This is a genomic window from Pseudomonas sp. PSE14 (genome assembly GCF_029203285.1).
Classification (GTDB): domain Bacteria; phylum Pseudomonadota; class Gammaproteobacteria; order Pseudomonadales; family Pseudomonadaceae; genus Pseudomonas.
Genome location: NZ_CP115669.1, coordinates 4550786 through 4566336 on the forward strand (window position 1 = coordinate 4550786; position 15551 = coordinate 4566336).

Annotated in this window: 15 protein-coding genes; 5 read left to right on the plus strand and 10 right to left on the minus strand. The window is 65.4% G+C overall.

Annotated elements, in window-relative coordinates; genetic code table 11:
* Positions 1-249, minus strand: a complete 249-nt coding sequence (rpsP, locus tag O6P39_RS20815; protein WP_015478455.1) for a 30S ribosomal protein S16 — start codon at positions 247-249, stop codon at positions 1-3.
* A gap of 144 nt (positions 250-393) precedes the next feature.
* Positions 394-1767 carry a signal recognition particle protein gene (gene ffh, locus O6P39_RS20820; protein ID WP_275608325.1) on the minus strand — a complete coding sequence of 458 codons (1374 nt, stop codon included), beginning with the start codon at positions 1765-1767 and terminating at the stop codon, positions 394-396.
* Between the two features lie 220 nt (positions 1768-1987).
* Between ffh and O6P39_RS20825 the strand changes: the two genes are divergently transcribed.
* The 3 genes from O6P39_RS20825 (at position 1988) to O6P39_RS20835 (ending at position 5731) form a co-directional block, all read left to right on the plus strand.
* Complete coding sequence (locus O6P39_RS20825) at positions 1988-2788, plus strand: inner membrane protein YpjD (protein WP_275608326.1); 801 nt, start codon at positions 1988-1990, stop codon at positions 2786-2788.
* 49 nt (positions 2789-2837) lie between these two features.
* Positions 2838-4133: an HlyC/CorC family transporter gene (locus tag O6P39_RS20830; protein WP_275608327.1), complete on the plus strand. Its 1296-nt coding sequence runs from the start codon at positions 2838-2840 to the stop codon at positions 4131-4133.
* Between the two features lie 284 nt (positions 4134-4417).
* Positions 4418-5731 carry an MFS transporter gene (locus tag O6P39_RS20835; protein WP_275608328.1) on the plus strand — a complete coding sequence of 438 codons (1314 nt, stop codon included), beginning with the start codon at positions 4418-4420 and terminating at the stop codon, positions 5729-5731.
* A 171-nt stretch (positions 5732-5902) separates the two neighbouring features.
* Here O6P39_RS20835 and O6P39_RS20840 read toward each other — a convergent pair whose 3' ends face one another.
* The 5 genes from O6P39_RS20840 to O6P39_RS20860 are packed head-to-tail and all read right to left on the minus strand — an operon-like array spanning position 5903 to position 9221.
* Positions 5903-6628, minus strand: coding sequence for an SGNH/GDSL hydrolase family protein (locus O6P39_RS20840; RefSeq protein WP_275608329.1), 726 nt, complete (start codon positions 6626-6628; stop codon positions 5903-5905).
* A complete protein-coding gene (purT, locus tag O6P39_RS20845) occupies positions 6625-7806 on the minus strand; it encodes a formate-dependent phosphoribosylglycinamide formyltransferase (RefSeq protein ID WP_275608330.1) in 1182 nt (393 codons plus the stop codon). Before purT ends, O6P39_RS20840 begins: the two co-directional genes overlap by 4 nt.
* A gap of 53 nt (positions 7807-7859) precedes the next feature.
* Positions 7860-8048 carry a DUF1289 domain-containing protein gene (locus tag O6P39_RS20850; RefSeq protein ID WP_275608331.1) on the minus strand — a complete coding sequence of 63 codons (189 nt, stop codon included), beginning with the start codon at positions 8046-8048 and terminating at the stop codon, positions 7860-7862.
* Positions 8045-8569 (minus strand): gamma carbonic anhydrase family protein, encoded by a 525-nt coding sequence (locus O6P39_RS20855; RefSeq protein WP_275608332.1) that lies wholly within the window; start codon positions 8567-8569, stop codon positions 8045-8047. Before O6P39_RS20855 ends, O6P39_RS20850 begins: the two co-directional genes overlap by 4 nt.
* Before the next feature lie 46 nt (positions 8570-8615).
* Positions 8616-9221 (minus strand): CoA pyrophosphatase, encoded by a 606-nt coding sequence (locus tag O6P39_RS20860; protein ID WP_275611993.1) that lies wholly within the window; start codon positions 9219-9221, stop codon positions 8616-8618.
* 130 nt (positions 9222-9351) lie between these two features.
* Here O6P39_RS20860 and O6P39_RS20865 point away from each other — a divergent pair, with 130 nt between their 5' ends.
* Positions 9352-9903, plus strand: coding sequence for an NUDIX hydrolase (locus tag O6P39_RS20865; protein ID WP_275608333.1), 552 nt, complete (start codon positions 9352-9354; stop codon positions 9901-9903).
* A 52-nt stretch (positions 9904-9955) separates the two neighbouring features.
* Positions 9956-10456 (plus strand): L,D-transpeptidase family protein, encoded by a 501-nt coding sequence (locus tag O6P39_RS20870; protein ID WP_207887455.1) that lies wholly within the window; start codon positions 9956-9958, stop codon positions 10454-10456.
* Between the two features lie 49 nt (positions 10457-10505).
* On the opposite strand, the gene O6P39_RS20875 is transcribed toward O6P39_RS20870, so the two are convergent.
* From O6P39_RS20875 to purL, 3 genes are all read right to left on the minus strand, one after another.
* On the minus strand, positions 10506-10823 hold the full coding sequence (locus O6P39_RS20875) for a YqfO family protein (RefSeq protein ID WP_207887456.1): 318 nt from the start codon (positions 10821-10823) through the stop codon (positions 10506-10508).
* Positions 10824-11014: 191 nt separating this feature from the next.
* Entirely contained in the window at positions 11015-11164 is a 150-nt protein-coding gene (locus tag O6P39_RS20880; protein ID WP_331319312.1) for a CDGSH iron-sulfur domain-containing protein, read from the minus strand.
* Positions 11165-11371: 207 nt separating this feature from the next.
* Positions 11372-15268: a phosphoribosylformylglycinamidine synthase gene (purL, locus tag O6P39_RS20885; RefSeq protein WP_275608334.1), complete on the minus strand. Its 3897-nt coding sequence runs from the start codon at positions 15266-15268 to the stop codon at positions 11372-11374.
* Positions 15269-15551 lie beyond the last annotated feature (283 nt).

The following is a 15551-nucleotide window of genomic DNA, read 5'->3' on the forward strand; positions in this document are numbered from 1 at the left end:
TCAGGCAGCCTTGGCGGCTTCCTTGATCAGCTGAGCAACACGCTCAGACGGTTGAGCGCCTTGGCTCAGCCAGTAGTTCAGACGCTCCTGGTTGATCGAGACCTTGACCTCGGCACCAGTTGCAACAGGGTTGAAGAAGCCGACGCGCTCAACGAAACGGCCGTCACGAGCGTTGCGGCTGTTGGTCACGGTCAGGTGATAGAACGGGCGCTTCTTGGAGCCGCCACGAGCCAGACGAATGGTTACCATGCGTACGTTGTTCCTATGGTTTGCTTGCAAAAAAGAAATGCAGCCCCCGGGCACAGAGCCCGAAAGGCCGCATATTCTATGAGCTAAAGCCCCGCGCCGCAAGCCGCAGCGCGTCCGGCCCGCCGGGCGGCGGGCCGTCTGGGGTCACATCTTGGGCATGCCGCCGGGGAACATGCTGCCCATGCCGCGCATCATCTTCGCCATGCCACCCTTGGCGGTGACCTTCTTCATTACCTTCTGCATCTGCTTGTGCTGCTTGATGAGACGGCCGACATCCTGAACCTGGGTACCGGAACCCAGGGCGATGCGGCGCTTGCGCGAACCACTGATCACTTCCGGGTCACGGCGTTCGGCCGGGGTCATGGAGTTGATGATCGCCTCCATCTGCTTGAACTGCTTCTCCGCCGCGTTCTGCGCGTTGCCCATCTGCGACAGGTTGACGCCGCCGAGCATCGGCAGCTTGTCCATCAGGCTGCCAAGGCCGCCCATGTTCTTCATCTGCTGCAGCTGGTCGCGGAAGTCTTCGAGGTCGAAGCCCTTGCCCTTCTTGATCTTCTTCGCGAGCTTCTCGGCCTTCTCGCGGTCCATGTTCTGCTCGGCCTGCTCGATCAGGCTGAGCACGTCGCCCATACCGAGGATGCGCGAGGCCACGCGGTCGGGGTGGAACGGATCGAGCGCTTCGCTCTTCTCGCCCATGCCGAGGAACTTGATCGGCTTGCCGGTGATGGCGCGCACGGACAGCGCGGCACCGCCACGGGCGTCGCCGTCGACCTTGGTCAGCACCACGCCGGTCAGCGGCAGGGCGTCGTTGAAGGCCTTGGCGGTGTTGGCAGCGTCCTGGCCGGTCATGGCGTCGACCACGAACAGGGTTTCCACCGGCTTGATCGCCGCGTGGACCTGCTTGATTTCGTCCATCATCTCGGCGTCGACGTGCAGGCGACCGGCGGTATCCACGATCACCACGTCGATGAACTTCAGCTTCGCCTCGCGGATCGCAGCTTCAGCGATGGCCACCGGCTTCTGGCTGGTATCGGACGGGAAGAAGGTCACGCCGATGTCATTGGCCAGGGTTTCCAGCTGCTTGATCGCCGCCGGGCGGTAAACGTCGGCGGATACCACCAGCACGGACTTCTTCTTGCGCTCCTTGAGGAAGCGCGCCAGCTTGCCGGCGGTGGTGGTCTTGCCCGCGCCCTGCAGGCCGGCCATCAGGATGACCGCCGGTGGAGCGGCGGCGAGATCGAGGTCCTCGTTGGCCGCGCCCATCAGCTCGACCAGTTCGGCCTGGACGATCTTCACGAAGGCCTGGCCCGGGGTCAGGCTCTTGGAAACCTCGGTGCCGACCGCGCGATCCTTGATCTTGGCGACGAAGTCCTTGACCACCGGCAGGGCCACGTCGGCCTCCAGCAGGGCCATCCGCACTTCGCGGAGCGTGTCCTTGATGTTGTCCTCGGTCAGCTTGGCCTTGCCGGTAACGTGGCGCAGCGTTTGCGAGAGGCGATCTGTAAGGTTTTCGAACATGCGCGTTCCTAATCAGACCCGGTCGGGTCAGGGTTTGGCTTGTCAGCAAGCCGGCGATTATAGCGAAGTGCGGCCAGCGCCAACACCGCCGATGATCCCTCTGTGACGGACCGCGCCCAGGCTAGAAGCGAACTGTTCTCAGCGGCTTTCTAGACCCGGCCGTTCTGTGCCACACTCACGGCCTTTCGGGTCCCCCTTCCAAGGACTGTTCCAAGGACTTATGCAACCTCTGCTGCCCAGCCTGATCGCCGCCGTCCTCTATATCGGCACTACCGTCTACCAGAGCGTTAGCCTGGCCCGCCGCACCCCGCCGCAGAAACCGCTGCTCCTCCTGCTGGGCCTGGCCGCCCTGCTCTGCCAGGCCTACAGCCTGAGCCAGGAGCTGCTGACGCCCGGCGGCCTGGTGCTGGACTTCTTCAACGCCGCCAGCCTGATCTCCGCCGCGGTTACCGCACTGACGCTGCTGGCCTGCCTGCGCATCCCGGTGCACAACCTGCTGATCTTCCTCTATCCGCTGGGCGCCCTGACCACCCTGCTGGCGGCGTTCGTGCCCCACGGCACCATCGAGCCGATCAATGAACAGCCGGGCATCCTCGCGCACATCCTGCTGTCGATCCTCGCCTACGGCCTGCTGACCATCGCCGTGGTCCAGGCGCTGCTGTTGCTGGTGCAGGACCATCAGCTCAAGCACAAGCACCCGTCGGGCCTGATCCGCAACTTCCCGCCGCTGCAGACCATGGAAAGCCTGCTGTTCGGCTTCCTCTGGGGCGGCTGGTCGCTGCTCTCGCTGTCGCTGATCTCCGGCTGGCTGTTCGTCGACAACCTGTTCGCCCAGCACCTGGCGCACAAGACCATCCTCTCCTGCTTCGCCTGGGTGGTGTTCGCAGTGCTGCTGTGGGGCCGCCACCAGCTCGGCTGGCGTGGTCACAAGGCCATTCGCTGGACCCTGGCAGGTTTCTGCCTGTTGATGCTGGCCTATTTCGGCAGCAAGCTGGTCAAGGAATTCATCCTGCACATCTGACGCTGGCGGCGGTGCCGCACCGCCGCGAAACGCCGAAGGAACCCGACGCATGGGCGACATCCACCCCGGCTACATGATTGGCCTGCTGGTCTTCCTGCTGGTGTGTTCCGCGTTCTTCTCCAGCGTCGAGACCGGCGTCCTGAGCCTCGATCGCTACCGCCTGCGCCACCTGTCCAAGCAGGGCAACCGCGGTGCACGGCGCACCAGCTGGCTGCTGCTGCGCACCGACCGGCTGTTGGGCACCATCCTGATCGGCAACAACTTCGTCAACATCGTCGCCTCCGCCCTGGCCACCCTGCTGGCCCTGCGCCTGTGGGGCGAAGCCGCCGTCGCGCCGACCACCATCGTCCTGACCCTGGTGCTGCTGATCTTCGGCGAGATCACCCCCAAGACCTACGCCACGCTGCGCCCGGAAAACGTCGCCTTCCCCGCCAGTCTGCCGCTGCTGTGGCTGCAGAAGCTGTTCAGCCCGCTGCTGTGGCTGATGACCGGGGTGAGCAACCTGCTGCTGCGGGCCTGCGGCCTCGACCCGACCCAGCGTGTCAGCAAGCCGCTGAGCAGCGAGGAGCTCAAGAGCGTGGTCAGCGAGTCCAGCGAGAAGCTCACCGCCAACCGGCAGAACATGCTGCTGAGCATCCTCGATCTGGAAAAGATCACCGTGAACGACCTGATGGTGCCACGCAACGAGGTGCAGGGCATCGACCTGGACGACGAGCTGGAAACCATCATCGGCCAGCTGCGCAACACCACCCACACCCGCCTGCCGGTGTTCCGCAATGACATCAACCAGGTCGAGGGCGTGGTGCACATGCGCCAGATCGCCCGCCTGCTGACCCACAACCAGCTGACCAAGGACAGCCTCAAGGCCGCGTGCCTGGAGCCCTACTTCGTGCCCGAGAGCACGCCGCTGTCGACCCAGCTGATCAACTTCCAGAAGCAGAAGCGACGCATCGGCATCGTCGTTGACGAGTATGGCGAGGTGATCGGCATCATCACCCTGGAAGACATCCTCGAAGAGATCGTCGGCGAATTCAGCAACCAGGACGCCCTGCGCAACCCCGATATCCACCCGCAGGCCGATGGCACCTATGTGATCGACGGCTCGGCCAACCTGCGCGACCTCAACCGCGCCCTGGGCTGGCAACTGCCCAGCGACGGCCCCAAGACCCTCAACGGCCTGGTCACCGAAGCCCTTGAACAGATTCCCGACTGCGCGGTGTGCCTGAAGATCGGCCGCTACCGCCTGGAAATCCTCCAGTCCGGCGAGAACCGCGTGAAAAGCGTGCGCGTCTGGCAACCCGGCATTCCTACGCCACCCGCGCCGCACCGCGACGAGCTTGCCTGAGCGGCCCCACCCGCCCCTATAATCCGGACGGCTTACCCAGCCTCCCGCCAGCGCCCGCCGCTACCCACGACACCCCGCTGGCCAGTCAATCGCACGCCCCGCCGAGCCTCGACCCCGCGTCGTTGCCTTGCGAAGCAGCCGGCCTCGCCCTGACCCGCCGCGAGCCGCGTCCCCCTGCCCCGACCCGGGCCGCGCTTCCTTCTCGCGCCACGGCGATGCCTCTTCATGATGCCGGACACGACCGCAGAGTCGTCGCCGAGCAGGACTGCCAGGGACCGACCCGCATGACCAGCACCACCTTCGACGCCGAACAGCCGGCCGAACAGACCAACTCCACCACCCGTGTCGCAGTGGCCAGCTTCATCGGCACCGCCATCGAGTTCTACGACTTCTACGTCTACGCCACCGCCGCCGCGCTGGTAATCGGCCCAGTGTTCTTCCCACAGACATCGGGCACCGCCCAGGCGCTGAGCGCCTTCCTCACCTTCGGCATCGCCTTCCTCGCCCGCCCGCTGGGCTCGGCGCTGTTCGGTCACTTCGGCGACCGCATCGGACGCAAATCCACCCTGGTAGCCTCGCTGCTGCTGATGGGCGTGTCGACCACCCTGATCGGCCTGCTGCCGGGCTATGACAGCATCGGTGCCTGGGCGCCCATCCTGCTCTGCGTGCTGCGCTTCGGCCAGGGCCTGGGGTTGGGCGGGGAATGGGGCGGCGCCGCGCTGCTAGCCACGGAGAACGCGCCGAAGGGCCGTCGCGCCTGGTTCGGCATGTTCCCGCAGATGGGCCCGTCGATCGGCTTCCTCGCCGCCAACGGCCTGTTCCTCTGCCTGGCCATGCTGCTCAGCGAGGAGCAGTTCCGCGCGTGGGGCTGGCGCATCCCGTTCATCCTCAGCGCCGTGCTGGTGATCGTCGGCCTGTACGTGCGCCTGAAGCTGGTGGAAACCCCGGTGTTCGCCAAGGCCATGGCGCGTCACGAACGCTCCAGCCTGCCGATCGCCGAGCTGTTCGCCAGACATTGGCGGCCGACGCTGCTCGGCGCCCTGGCAATGGTGGTGTGCTACGCCCTCTTCTATATCTCCACGGTGTTCTCGCTGAGCTACGGCGTGACCAGCCTGGGTTACAGCCGCGAACAGTTCCTTGGCCTGCTGTGCTTCGCCGTGCTCTTCATGGCCGCCGCCACGCCGCTCTCCGCCTGGCTGAGTGACCGCTTCGGGCGCAGGCCGGTGCTGATCGTTGGTTGTATCGCTGCGATCGCCTCCGGCTTCGCCATGCAGCCACTGCTGAGCCAGGGCTCCTCGGTCGAGGTGGCGATCTTCCTGGCGCTGGAGCTGTTCCTGATGGGCGTTACCTTCGCCCCCATGGGCGCGCTGCTGCCAGAGCTATTCCCCACCCACGTGCGCTACACCGGCGCTTCGGCGGCCTACAACCTGGGCGGCATCCTCGGTGCCTCGGTGGCGCCGTACATCGCGCAGAAGCTGGTGGGCATGGGCGGACTGAGCTGGGTGGGTGGCTACGTTTCGGTGGCGGCGGCACTCAGCCTGCTGGCCGTGCTGTGCCTGCGGGAGACGCGCGAGAGCGATCTGGACAACATCGACTGAAGTCCGACCTGCAGGAGCGAGCGTGGTCGCGAACAGAGGTATCCGGCTACTTCAGCGCTGGGCGGTTCGCGAGCAAGCTCGCTCCTACAACATGCAAGGCGCTCCGGGCTCAGCCCCGGAGGCGCGGCAGACCAAGGTGTATCGGCGTACAACCGCGGACGGTTGTACGCCCTACGACTGCACCAGCCACTGCGCCAGGTGTTCGCCCCAGACCTGATAGCCCAGCGCCGAGGGGTGATAACCGTCGATGGCGAGGAACTGCGGCTGCATTTCCAGGCTGACCTCGCAATAACCGGCGCCCTGCGTCAGGGCCAGCGTACCGAGCTGGCGATCCAGCAACGCCGCGCGCCAGCCCAGTAGTTGCCGCAACAGCCACGGCAGCGCGGTGAAATGCTGCAGCGGCGGCACCGCCGTGCATACCACGCGCGCGCCACGGGTTCGGAAATGCCCGATCAGTTGTTTGAGAGAGCCCAACCAGCGCTGGCTGGAACTGAAGTGGGTCGTATCGTTGACGCCGAAGACCAGCGCCACCAGGTCGTAATCCTGATCCGCCGCCATTGGTAACAAGCGCTCACAGGCCTCGCCGGCGGTAATACCGTTCTCCCCGATCGCACGCCAGGCGACGGGACGCTCCAGCCGACAGGAAAGCGCCAGCGCCAGGCGCCCGGCCAGGGCAAAATCCAGGCAGGATGCGCCGACTCCGGCGACCGTGGACTCACCCAGCAGTAGAAGACGGAAGGGTTCGCCTGGCATCTCGATGCCGGCGACGCCTTCGCAGACACCCGCCGCGGGAGCCAGGCGCAAGGCCGTGCGCCGGGTGCGCACGGCCATGGGCAGGGCCAGCGGCAGCAGCGGCAATGCCGCCGCCCACCACATCAACCCCGCCCAGCGGCTCACAGCTCGACGCTGACCGCCTGGGCCGAACGGGTCGCCTTGGCGCGGGCCGCGTCGATGGACTCGTCGCGCGCCAGGGCCACGCCCATGCGGCGCTGACCATCCACTTCCGGCTTGCCGAACAGGCGCAGCGCGGTATCCGGCTCGCTCAGGGCGGCGCCGAGGTTGCCGAAGGAAACCTGCTGCGATTTGCCTTCCACCAGAATCACCGCCGAGGCGGAATCGCCCAGCTGGCGGATCACCGGGATCGGCAGACCGAGGATGGCGCGGGCGTGCAGGGCGAACTCGGAAAGGTCCTGGGAAATCAGGGTCACCAGGCCGGTGTCATGCGGGCGCGGCGAGACTTCGCTGAACCACACCTGATCGCCCTTCACGAACAGTTCCACGCCAAACAGGCCGCGACCGCCCAGCGCCTCGGTGACCGCCTTGGCCACGCGCTCGGATTCGGCCAGCGCCTTTGGGCTCATGGCCTGGGGCTGCCAGGACTCGTGGTAGTCGCCCTTCACCTGGCGGTGGCCGATGGGGGCACAGAAGGTGGTGCCGCCGATGTGGCGAACGGTCAGCAGGGTGATCTCGTAGTCGAAGTCGATGAAGCCCTCGACGATCACCCGGCCCTTGCCGGCGCGGCCACCCTCCTGGGCGTAGTCCCAGGCGGCCTTCAGGTCGGCATCGGATTTCAGCACGCTCTGGCCCTTGCCGGAGGAGCTCATGATCGGCTTGACCACGCAGGGGTAGCCCACGGCAGCAACACCGGCGGCATATTGCTCGTAGGTATCGGCGAAGTGATACGGCGAGGTGGGCAGGCCCAGTTCCTCGGCGGCCAGGCGACGGATGCCCTCGCGGTTCATGGTCAGCTGTGCGGCGCGGGCGGTGGGGACGACGGTGTAGCCTTCGCTCTCCAACTCGACCAGGGTCGCGGTGGCGATGGCTTCGATCTCCGGCACGATGTAGTGCGGTTTTTCCTGCTCGATCACCGCGCGCAGGGCCCCGCCGTCGAGCATGCTGATCACATGGCTACGGTGCGCCACCTGCATCGCCGGTGCGTTCTCGTAACGGTCAACGGCGATCACCTCGCAACCCAGGCGCTGCAGTTCGATCGCCACTTCCTTGCCCAGCTCGCCGGAGCCACAGAGCAGTACACGGGTCGCGCTCGGCGACAGGGGAGTTCCAATACGGGGCATTGCGTGAAACCTCGGGAAGGGAAAGTGTTGAAACGAAAAAGCTCGGCGGCGTGCTAGATCAGCACGCCCTGCTGGCGGGCGCGCTCTTCGCAACGCCGGAGCACCTCGCGGCGTTCGGCGTTGTCCATGCGCCCCCAGCGGGTGATTTCGTCGGCGCTGCGCTGGCAGCCCAGGCAGATGTCGGCGTCATCCAGCGCGCAGACATGCACGCAGGGCGAGGCCACGGGACGTTCTACTGTCATTCTTCCTGCTCGGCCAACTCGCGGGCGTAACGCTGGGCGTTGTGCACGTAATGGGCGGCGCTGGCTTCGAGGATCTTCTTCTGCGCCTCGGTCAGCTCGCGCACCACCTTGCCGGGCGAGCCCATCACCAGGGAGCCGTCGGGAATTTCCTTGCCCTCGGGGATCAGCGCGTTGGCGCCGATGATGCAGTACTTGCCGATCTTCGCGCCGTTGAGGACCACCGCGTTGATGCCGATCAGGCTGTAATCGCCCACCTGGCAGCCGTGCAGCATGGCGTTGTGGCCGATGGTCACGCCCTTGCCCAGGGTCAGCGGGAAGCCCATGTCGGTGTGGATCACGGTGCCATCCTGCACGTTGCTGTTCTCGCCGATGTGGATCAGCTCGTTGTCGCCACGCAGCACGGCGTTGAACCACACGCTGGCGCCGGCATCCAGGCGAACCTTGCCGATCACCGTGGCCGTGGGGGCGATCCAGCTTTCCGGATGGGTTTCGACTTGGGACGAGCCCAGGCGGTACTTCATGGGTTTCTCCTCAGGCGGGGGCCGCTCGTTCGGCTCTTTATAGGCGTCAGCTCAGCTTGATGAACTGCGCGGGCGGTTGGTGCAGGTCGATGCGGGCGTCATGCAGCAGATTGACCAACTCGACCAGCATGATCGCCGACAACCCCCAGATCTTGTACCCCTCGTAGAGGTAGCTGGGGACGTACCAGCTGCGGCCGAAATAATCGATGCGATGAGTGGTTTCCCGCGGGTCGCCACGGAAGAACTCCAGCGGCACCTTGAAGACTTCGGCAATCTCGCCGTCATTGGGGCGGTACTCGACGAAGTCCGGGACGAAGCCGACGAATGGCTTGACCAGGATACCGTGACGGGACAGCAACGTGCTCAACGGCCCGACCACTTCCACCAGCCCGGGCGGCAGGGCGATCTCCTCTTCCGCCTCGCGCAGGGCGGTATGGATCAGGTCGACGTCCTCGGGGTCGCGTCGCCCACCGGGGAATGCCACCTCGCCGCTGTGGGTGGACAGCCCCGTCGCGCGCAACGTGAGCACGAGTTCTTCCTGGGGAGTGATGGGGAGCAGGACCGCCGCTTCCGGGAAGCTGCGGTCCGTTTCGAAGTCGCGAGGCGTGTGCGCCTGTATGCGTTGGCGCAGCTGGTCCAGCATGCCGAACATCCTGCGGGAAAGGGCCGATTCTTTTAATTGAACGATCATGGCACGAAAGACCGAACTGCCCAAGCCCCGCCCCTTGCTGCGTGCCCGGCGCAGCGCGCAAGATGGGCGCATATTCGAACAAGGAAACGGCATGAAATTCTGCAGTCAGTGCGGCGCTCCCGTGAGCCTGCGCATCCCCAGCGGCGACAACCGCCCGCGCTACGTCTGCGACCAGTGCCATACCGTGCATTACCAGAACCCTCGCATCGTCGCCGGCTGCCTGCCGGTGTGGGAAGGGCGCATCCTGCTGTGCCGTCGCGCCATTCAGCCGCGCCAGGGTTTCTGGACCCTGCCCGCCGGCTTCATGGAGAACGGCGAGACCCTGGAGCAGGCCGCTGCGCGGGAAACCCTCGAAGAAGCCTGCGCCCGCGTCCACGACCTGCAGCTCTATACCCTCTACGACCTGCCGCACATCAGCCAGGTGTACATGTTCTTCCGCGCCGAACTGGCCGACCTGGACTTCCGCGCCGGCGAGGAGAGCCTGGAGGTAAAACTGTTCGAAGAATCCGACATCCCGTGGGGTGAGCTGGCTTTCCCCACCGTGGGCCGTACCTTAGAATGCTACTTTGCGGACCGGATCAAGCGGAGCTTCCCGGTGCGCAACGAAGCCATCGCACCGATGCTGGCACAGAAAAAGAACTAAAAGACCTGTACACCGCCTCTAAGGCATTAGGATCACTGGGGAATACGTTTCAATGCGCTGGCTGATCGCCGTCCTTTGTCTTACCTTCGCCGCGTTCTCGAACGCCAGTGCGACGCCTACGCTCGACGGTCATATCGACAAGATTCTCGTGCTCAAGTCCGAGCGCAAACTGCACCTGATGAGCAACGGCAAAATTCTCAAGAGCTACCGCGTGTCCCTGGGCAAGCGCCCGCAAGGACCGAAGCTCGCCGAGGGCGACAACCGCACGCCGGAAGGCTTCTACTGGATCGACTGGCGCAAGACCAGCGACAAGTACAACCTCTCCATGCACATCTCCTACCCCAACGCGCGTGATGTGGCCAAGGCGCGGGAAAAGAACCTGTCGCCGGGCGGCATGATCATGATCCACGGCACCCCGCTGGATGAGGAATACCCCGAGTGGTACTTCTCCACCCTCGACTGGACCAACGGCTGCATCGCCATGACCAACGCCGACCTGCGCGAGGTCTGGAGCCTGGTGAAGGACGGCACGCTGATCGAGATCCGTCCCTGACCGGACACACCAATGAAAAAGGCGCCTTTGGGCGCCTTTTTCATTTACGTCAGAACACCATGTCCGACAACCGCCACACCTCGAAGGCCGGCGTCTCATAAGGGTGCGCGGCCTTCAAGGCCTTGACCGAGTCATGGATCAGCTCGTCCGCCACCACCATCTCGACCTTCCATTCGGCCACCTGCTCGACGGTGCCCGCCTGGCCGATGAACGGATTGCTGCCCTGCAACGGCCGGAATTGCCCCTGTCCCAGCGCCTGCCAGCAGCAGCTGTCATAGGCACCGATGCGTCCAGCACCCGCGGCAAATACCGCCTTCTTGACCGGTTCCAGGTGACTCTCCGGAACGTAGAAACAAAGTTTGTACATCGAATGCTCCGAAACAGGGAGATCGAAACAGGAAACGCCGTGGCGAATGACGCCACGTATGACAAATGCTGCCATAAGTAGTGGCACATTGCCTCTTATGACTCACGAGTCATCGGGAAAGTTCGACCGCCTGGTGCCGTGGGCGTTCGCCCTCAGGCGACTTTGTCCGAAATCTGTGACCGACTTCGAGATCAGCGCCCCATGAAGCGCTGCCAGCGAGCTCTCAAGCCCGGCGCGTCCGGCGCATGGGAACCATCGCAATAAGGCAGATTAGCCGAACGACCGCAGCGGCAGAGCAACAGGTGACGCTCGCGCCCCACGCTCAGCTCCAGCGTGTCCACACAGCCTTCGGCGGCATCCGGGAGGCACGGGCACCGCCCGCATCGGCACAGGCGCAGAATTTGTCCCGCCTCGACCGAGCGGACTTCAGGAAGCCGTTGATCAGCCAAAGTCCTCTCCTCCGCGTCCTGGATGAAACGGCGTACACCCCAAAGAAAAAGGGGAAAGCCGAAGCTTTCCCCTTTTCGTGTCTCACCCGGAAACCGGGCTCAACCCACCCAGACGCGGGCGTTGCGGAACATGCGCATCCAGCCGCCGTTCTCCTCCCACTCATCCGGACGCCAGGAGTTCTGCACGGCGCGGAACACGCGCTCCGGGTGCGGCATCATGATGGTGACGCGGCCGTCGCGGCTGGTCAGGCCGGTAATGCCACGGGGCGAGCCGTTCGGGTTGGCCGGGTAGGCTTCGGTGACCTTGCCCTGGTTGTCGACGAAACGCAGTGCCACGGTGCCGGACAGATCGGATTCCAGCAGCGCCTCCTCGCTCTCGAACTCCGCATGGCCTTCACCGTGGGCGATGGCGATCGGCAGGCGCGAACCGGCCATGCCCTGCAGGAAGATCGACTGCGATTCCTGGACCTGGACCATCGCCACGCGCGCTTCGAACTGCTCGGAGCGGTTACGCACGAAGTGCGGCCAGAACTCGGTGCCGGGGATCAGCTCGTGCAGGTTGGACATCATCTGGCAACCGTTGCACACGCCCAGGGCGAAGCTGTCCTTGCGCTCGAAGAAGGCCTGGAAACCATCACGGGCACGGGTGTTGAAGAGGATGGACTTGGCCCAGCCCTCGCCAGCGCCCAGTACATCACCGTAGGAGAAGCCGCCGCAGGCTACCAGACCCTTGAACTGCTCCAGGCTGACGCGGCCGGAGAGGATGTCGCTCATGTGCACGTCGATCGCGGCGAAGCCGGCGCGGTCGAAGGCGGCAGCCATTTCCACCTGGCCGTTGACGCCCTGCTCGCGCAGGATGGCCACCTGCGGACGCACACCCTTCTTGATGTACGGCGCGGCGATGTCGTCGTTGACGTCGAAGCTCAGCTTCACCGACAGGCCCGGATTGCTCTCGTCGAGCAGGCCGTCGAATTCCTGGTCGGCGCAGTCGGCGTTGTCACGCATGCGCTGGATGCGGTAGCTGGTCTCGCTCCAGATGCGCTGCAGGTCGCGGCGCAGGGCATTGAAGACCTGCTCGCCGTTGAAGGCCAGTTCGATGTCGGCGCCGTTGACCGGCTGGCCGATGACCGCGACACAGTCTTCCAGACCGGCGGCGCTGAACTGGGCAAGCACTTCCGGAGTGGCGCCGCTGCGAACCTGGATGACGGCACCCAGCTCTTCGTTGAACAACGCAGCAACCAGTTCCTCGCGGCTTTCGGCCAGTGCATCGAGGTTCAGGTCCAGGCCGCAGTGGCCGGCGAAGGCCATCTCGACCACGGTAGCCATCAGGCCGCCGTCGGAACGGTCGTGGTAGGCCAGCAGGTGGCCGTCGGCGTTCAGGCCCTGGATCACGGCGAAGAAGGCCTTCAGGTCTTCGGCGTCGTCGACGTCCGGCGCAGCGCGGCCGATCTGGCCGTTGACCTGGGCGAGGATGGAGCCACCCATGCGGTTCTTGCCACGGCCGAGGTCGATGACGATCAGGTCGGTCTCGCCCTTGTCCAGGCGCAGCTGCGGGGTCAGGGTCTTGCGCACGTCGCTGACCGGAGCGAAGCCGGAGATGATCAGCGACATCGGCGAGGTGACGCTCTTCTCGGCATCGCCATCCTGCCAGCGGGTCTTCATGGACATGGAGTCCTTGCCCACCGGGATAGTGATGCCCAGCGCCGGGCACAGCTCCATGCCGACAGCCTTGACGGTGTCGTACAGGCGCGCGTCCTCGCCCGGGTGCCCGGCAGCGGCCATCCAGTTGGCGGAGAGCTTGATCTCGGAAATCTTGTCGATGCTGGCGGCGGCCAGGTTGGTGATGGTCTCGCCAATCGCCATGCGGCCGGAGGCCGGGGCGTCGATCAGGGCCAGCGGGGTGCGCTCGCCCATGGCCATGGCTTCACCGGTGTAGACGTCGAAGCTGGTGGCGGTGACGGCGCAGTCGGCCACCGGAACCTGCCACGGGCCGACCAGTTGGTCGCGAGCCACCAGACCGGTGATGGTGCGGTCACCGATGGTGATCAGGAAGTTCTTGCTGGCCACGGCCGGGTGACGCAGTACGCGCTCGGTGGACTCGGTCAGGTCCAGGCCGGCGGCGGCGAAGTCATCGCCCAGCTCCGCTTCGCGGGTGACCGAACGGTGCATGCGCGGCGGCTTGCCGAGCAGCACTTCGAGCGGCATGTCCACCGGCTTGTTGCCGAAGTGGCTGTCGGCTACGGTCAGTTGCTTCTCTTCGGTGGCCTCGCCGACCACGGCGAACGGGCAGCGCTCGCGCTCGCAGATGGCCTTGAAGGTCTCGAAGTCGGCGGCGTCGACGGACAGGACGTAACGCTCCTGCGACTCGTTGCACCAGATTTCCAGCGGGCTCATGCCCGGCTCGTCGTTGGGCACGGCGCGCAGTTCGAAACGGCCGCCACGGCCACCGTCGTTGATCAGTTCCGGCAGGGCGTTGGAGATGCCGCCCGCGCCCACGTCGTGGATGAACTTGATCGGGTTGTTGTCGCCCAGCTGCCAGCAACGGTCGATGACCTCCTGGCAGCGACGTTCCATTTCGGGGTTCTCGCGCTGCACCGAGGCGAAGTCCAGATCCGCGGCGGAGGCGCCGGTGGCCATGGAGGACGCGGCGCCGCCGCCCAGGCCGATCAGCATGGCCGGGCCGCCGAGCACGATCAGCTTGGCGCCGACCGAGATCTCGCCCTTCTGCACGTGGTCTTCGCGGATGTTGCCCATGCCGCCGGCGATCATGATCGGCTTGTGGTAGCCACGGACTTCCTCGCCGCGCGGGGTGGCGATGGCCTGCTCGAAGGTACGGAAGTAGCCGGCCAGGTTCGGGCGGCCGAATTCGTTGTTGAACGCGGCGCCGCCCAGCGGACCTTCGATCATGATGTCCAGCGGGGTGACGATGCGCTCGGGCTTGCCGTAGGGCACTTCCCAGGGCTGCTCGAAACCGGGGATGTTCAGGTTGGAGACGGTGAAGCCCACCAGGCCGGCTTTCGGCTTGGCGCCACGGCCGGTCGCACCTTCGTCGCGGATCTCGCCGCCGGAGCCGGTGGAGGCGCCGGGGAAGGGAGCGATGGCGGTCGGGTGGTTGTGGGTTTCCACCTTCATCAGGATGTGCACCGGCTCTTCGCTGGCACCGTACTGGCGGGTTTCCGCGTTCGGGTAGAAGCGGCCGGCGACGTAGCCCTTCATGACCGCGGCGTTGTCCTTGTACGCGGACAGCACGCCTTCGCGGTGCATTTCATAGGTGTTCTTGATCATGCCGAACAGGCTCTTGTCCTGAGCCTGGCCGTCGATATCCCAACTGGCGTTGAAGATCTTGTGGCGGCAGTGTTCGGAGTTGGCCTGGGCGAACATCATCAGCTCGACGTCGTGCGGGTTGCGGCCCAGCTCGACGAAGCTTTTCACCAGGTAGTCGATCTCGTCTTCGGCCAGGGCCAGGCCCAGGTCGAGGTTGGCCTTCTCCAGCGCGGCGCGACCGCCGGCGAGGATGTCCACCACGGTCAGCGGCTTGGGCTGGGCGTGGCTGAACAGGGCGGAAGCTTCTTCGAGCTGGCCCAGGACCAGTTGGGTCATGCGGTCATGCAGGCGGGCGGCGACGGCTTGCGCATCGGCCTCGCTCAGCTCACCGCTGACGTAGTAGGCGATGCCGCGCTCGATGCGCTCGATCTTGGCCAGGCCGCAATTGCGGGCAATGTCCGACGCCTTGCTCGACCAGGGCGAGATGGTGCCGAAACGCGGTACCACCAGGAACAGGCGACCGGCGGGTTCCTGTACCGGGACGCTCGGGCCGTATTTCAGCAGGCGGGCGAGGACCTGTTCTTCCTCGGCGTTGAGGGCTCCGGTGACCTCGGCGAAGTGCGCAAACTCGGCATACAGCCCGGTGACGGCGGGCACCTGCTGGGTCAGCAGGTCGAGCAGTTTGCCGTGGCGGAAAGCGGAAAGGGCGGGAGCACCGCGCAGGATCAGCATTGTCGGAACAGCCTCTGGAGACGGGGAAGTGTGTGGGGCCGGGCGGGCCGGCCCACAGAGGCCGTGCATTCTACCGTAAAGCGCGGGGCGGCGGCACCTGTCCAGCGCCTTCCTCGCCACCATCGCCATCCAATCGGTTTTTAACCTTCGAACAGCTTCGACCGGCCCCTTCCCAGCCCGCCTGGCCCGGTGTTATGCGCCAAAATGCCGACGAACGGCACGTCAGCTAGCAGAGAAGCGTCAAGCTGTCGATATATGGCGCCGCACGGCCTTTGCGTATACT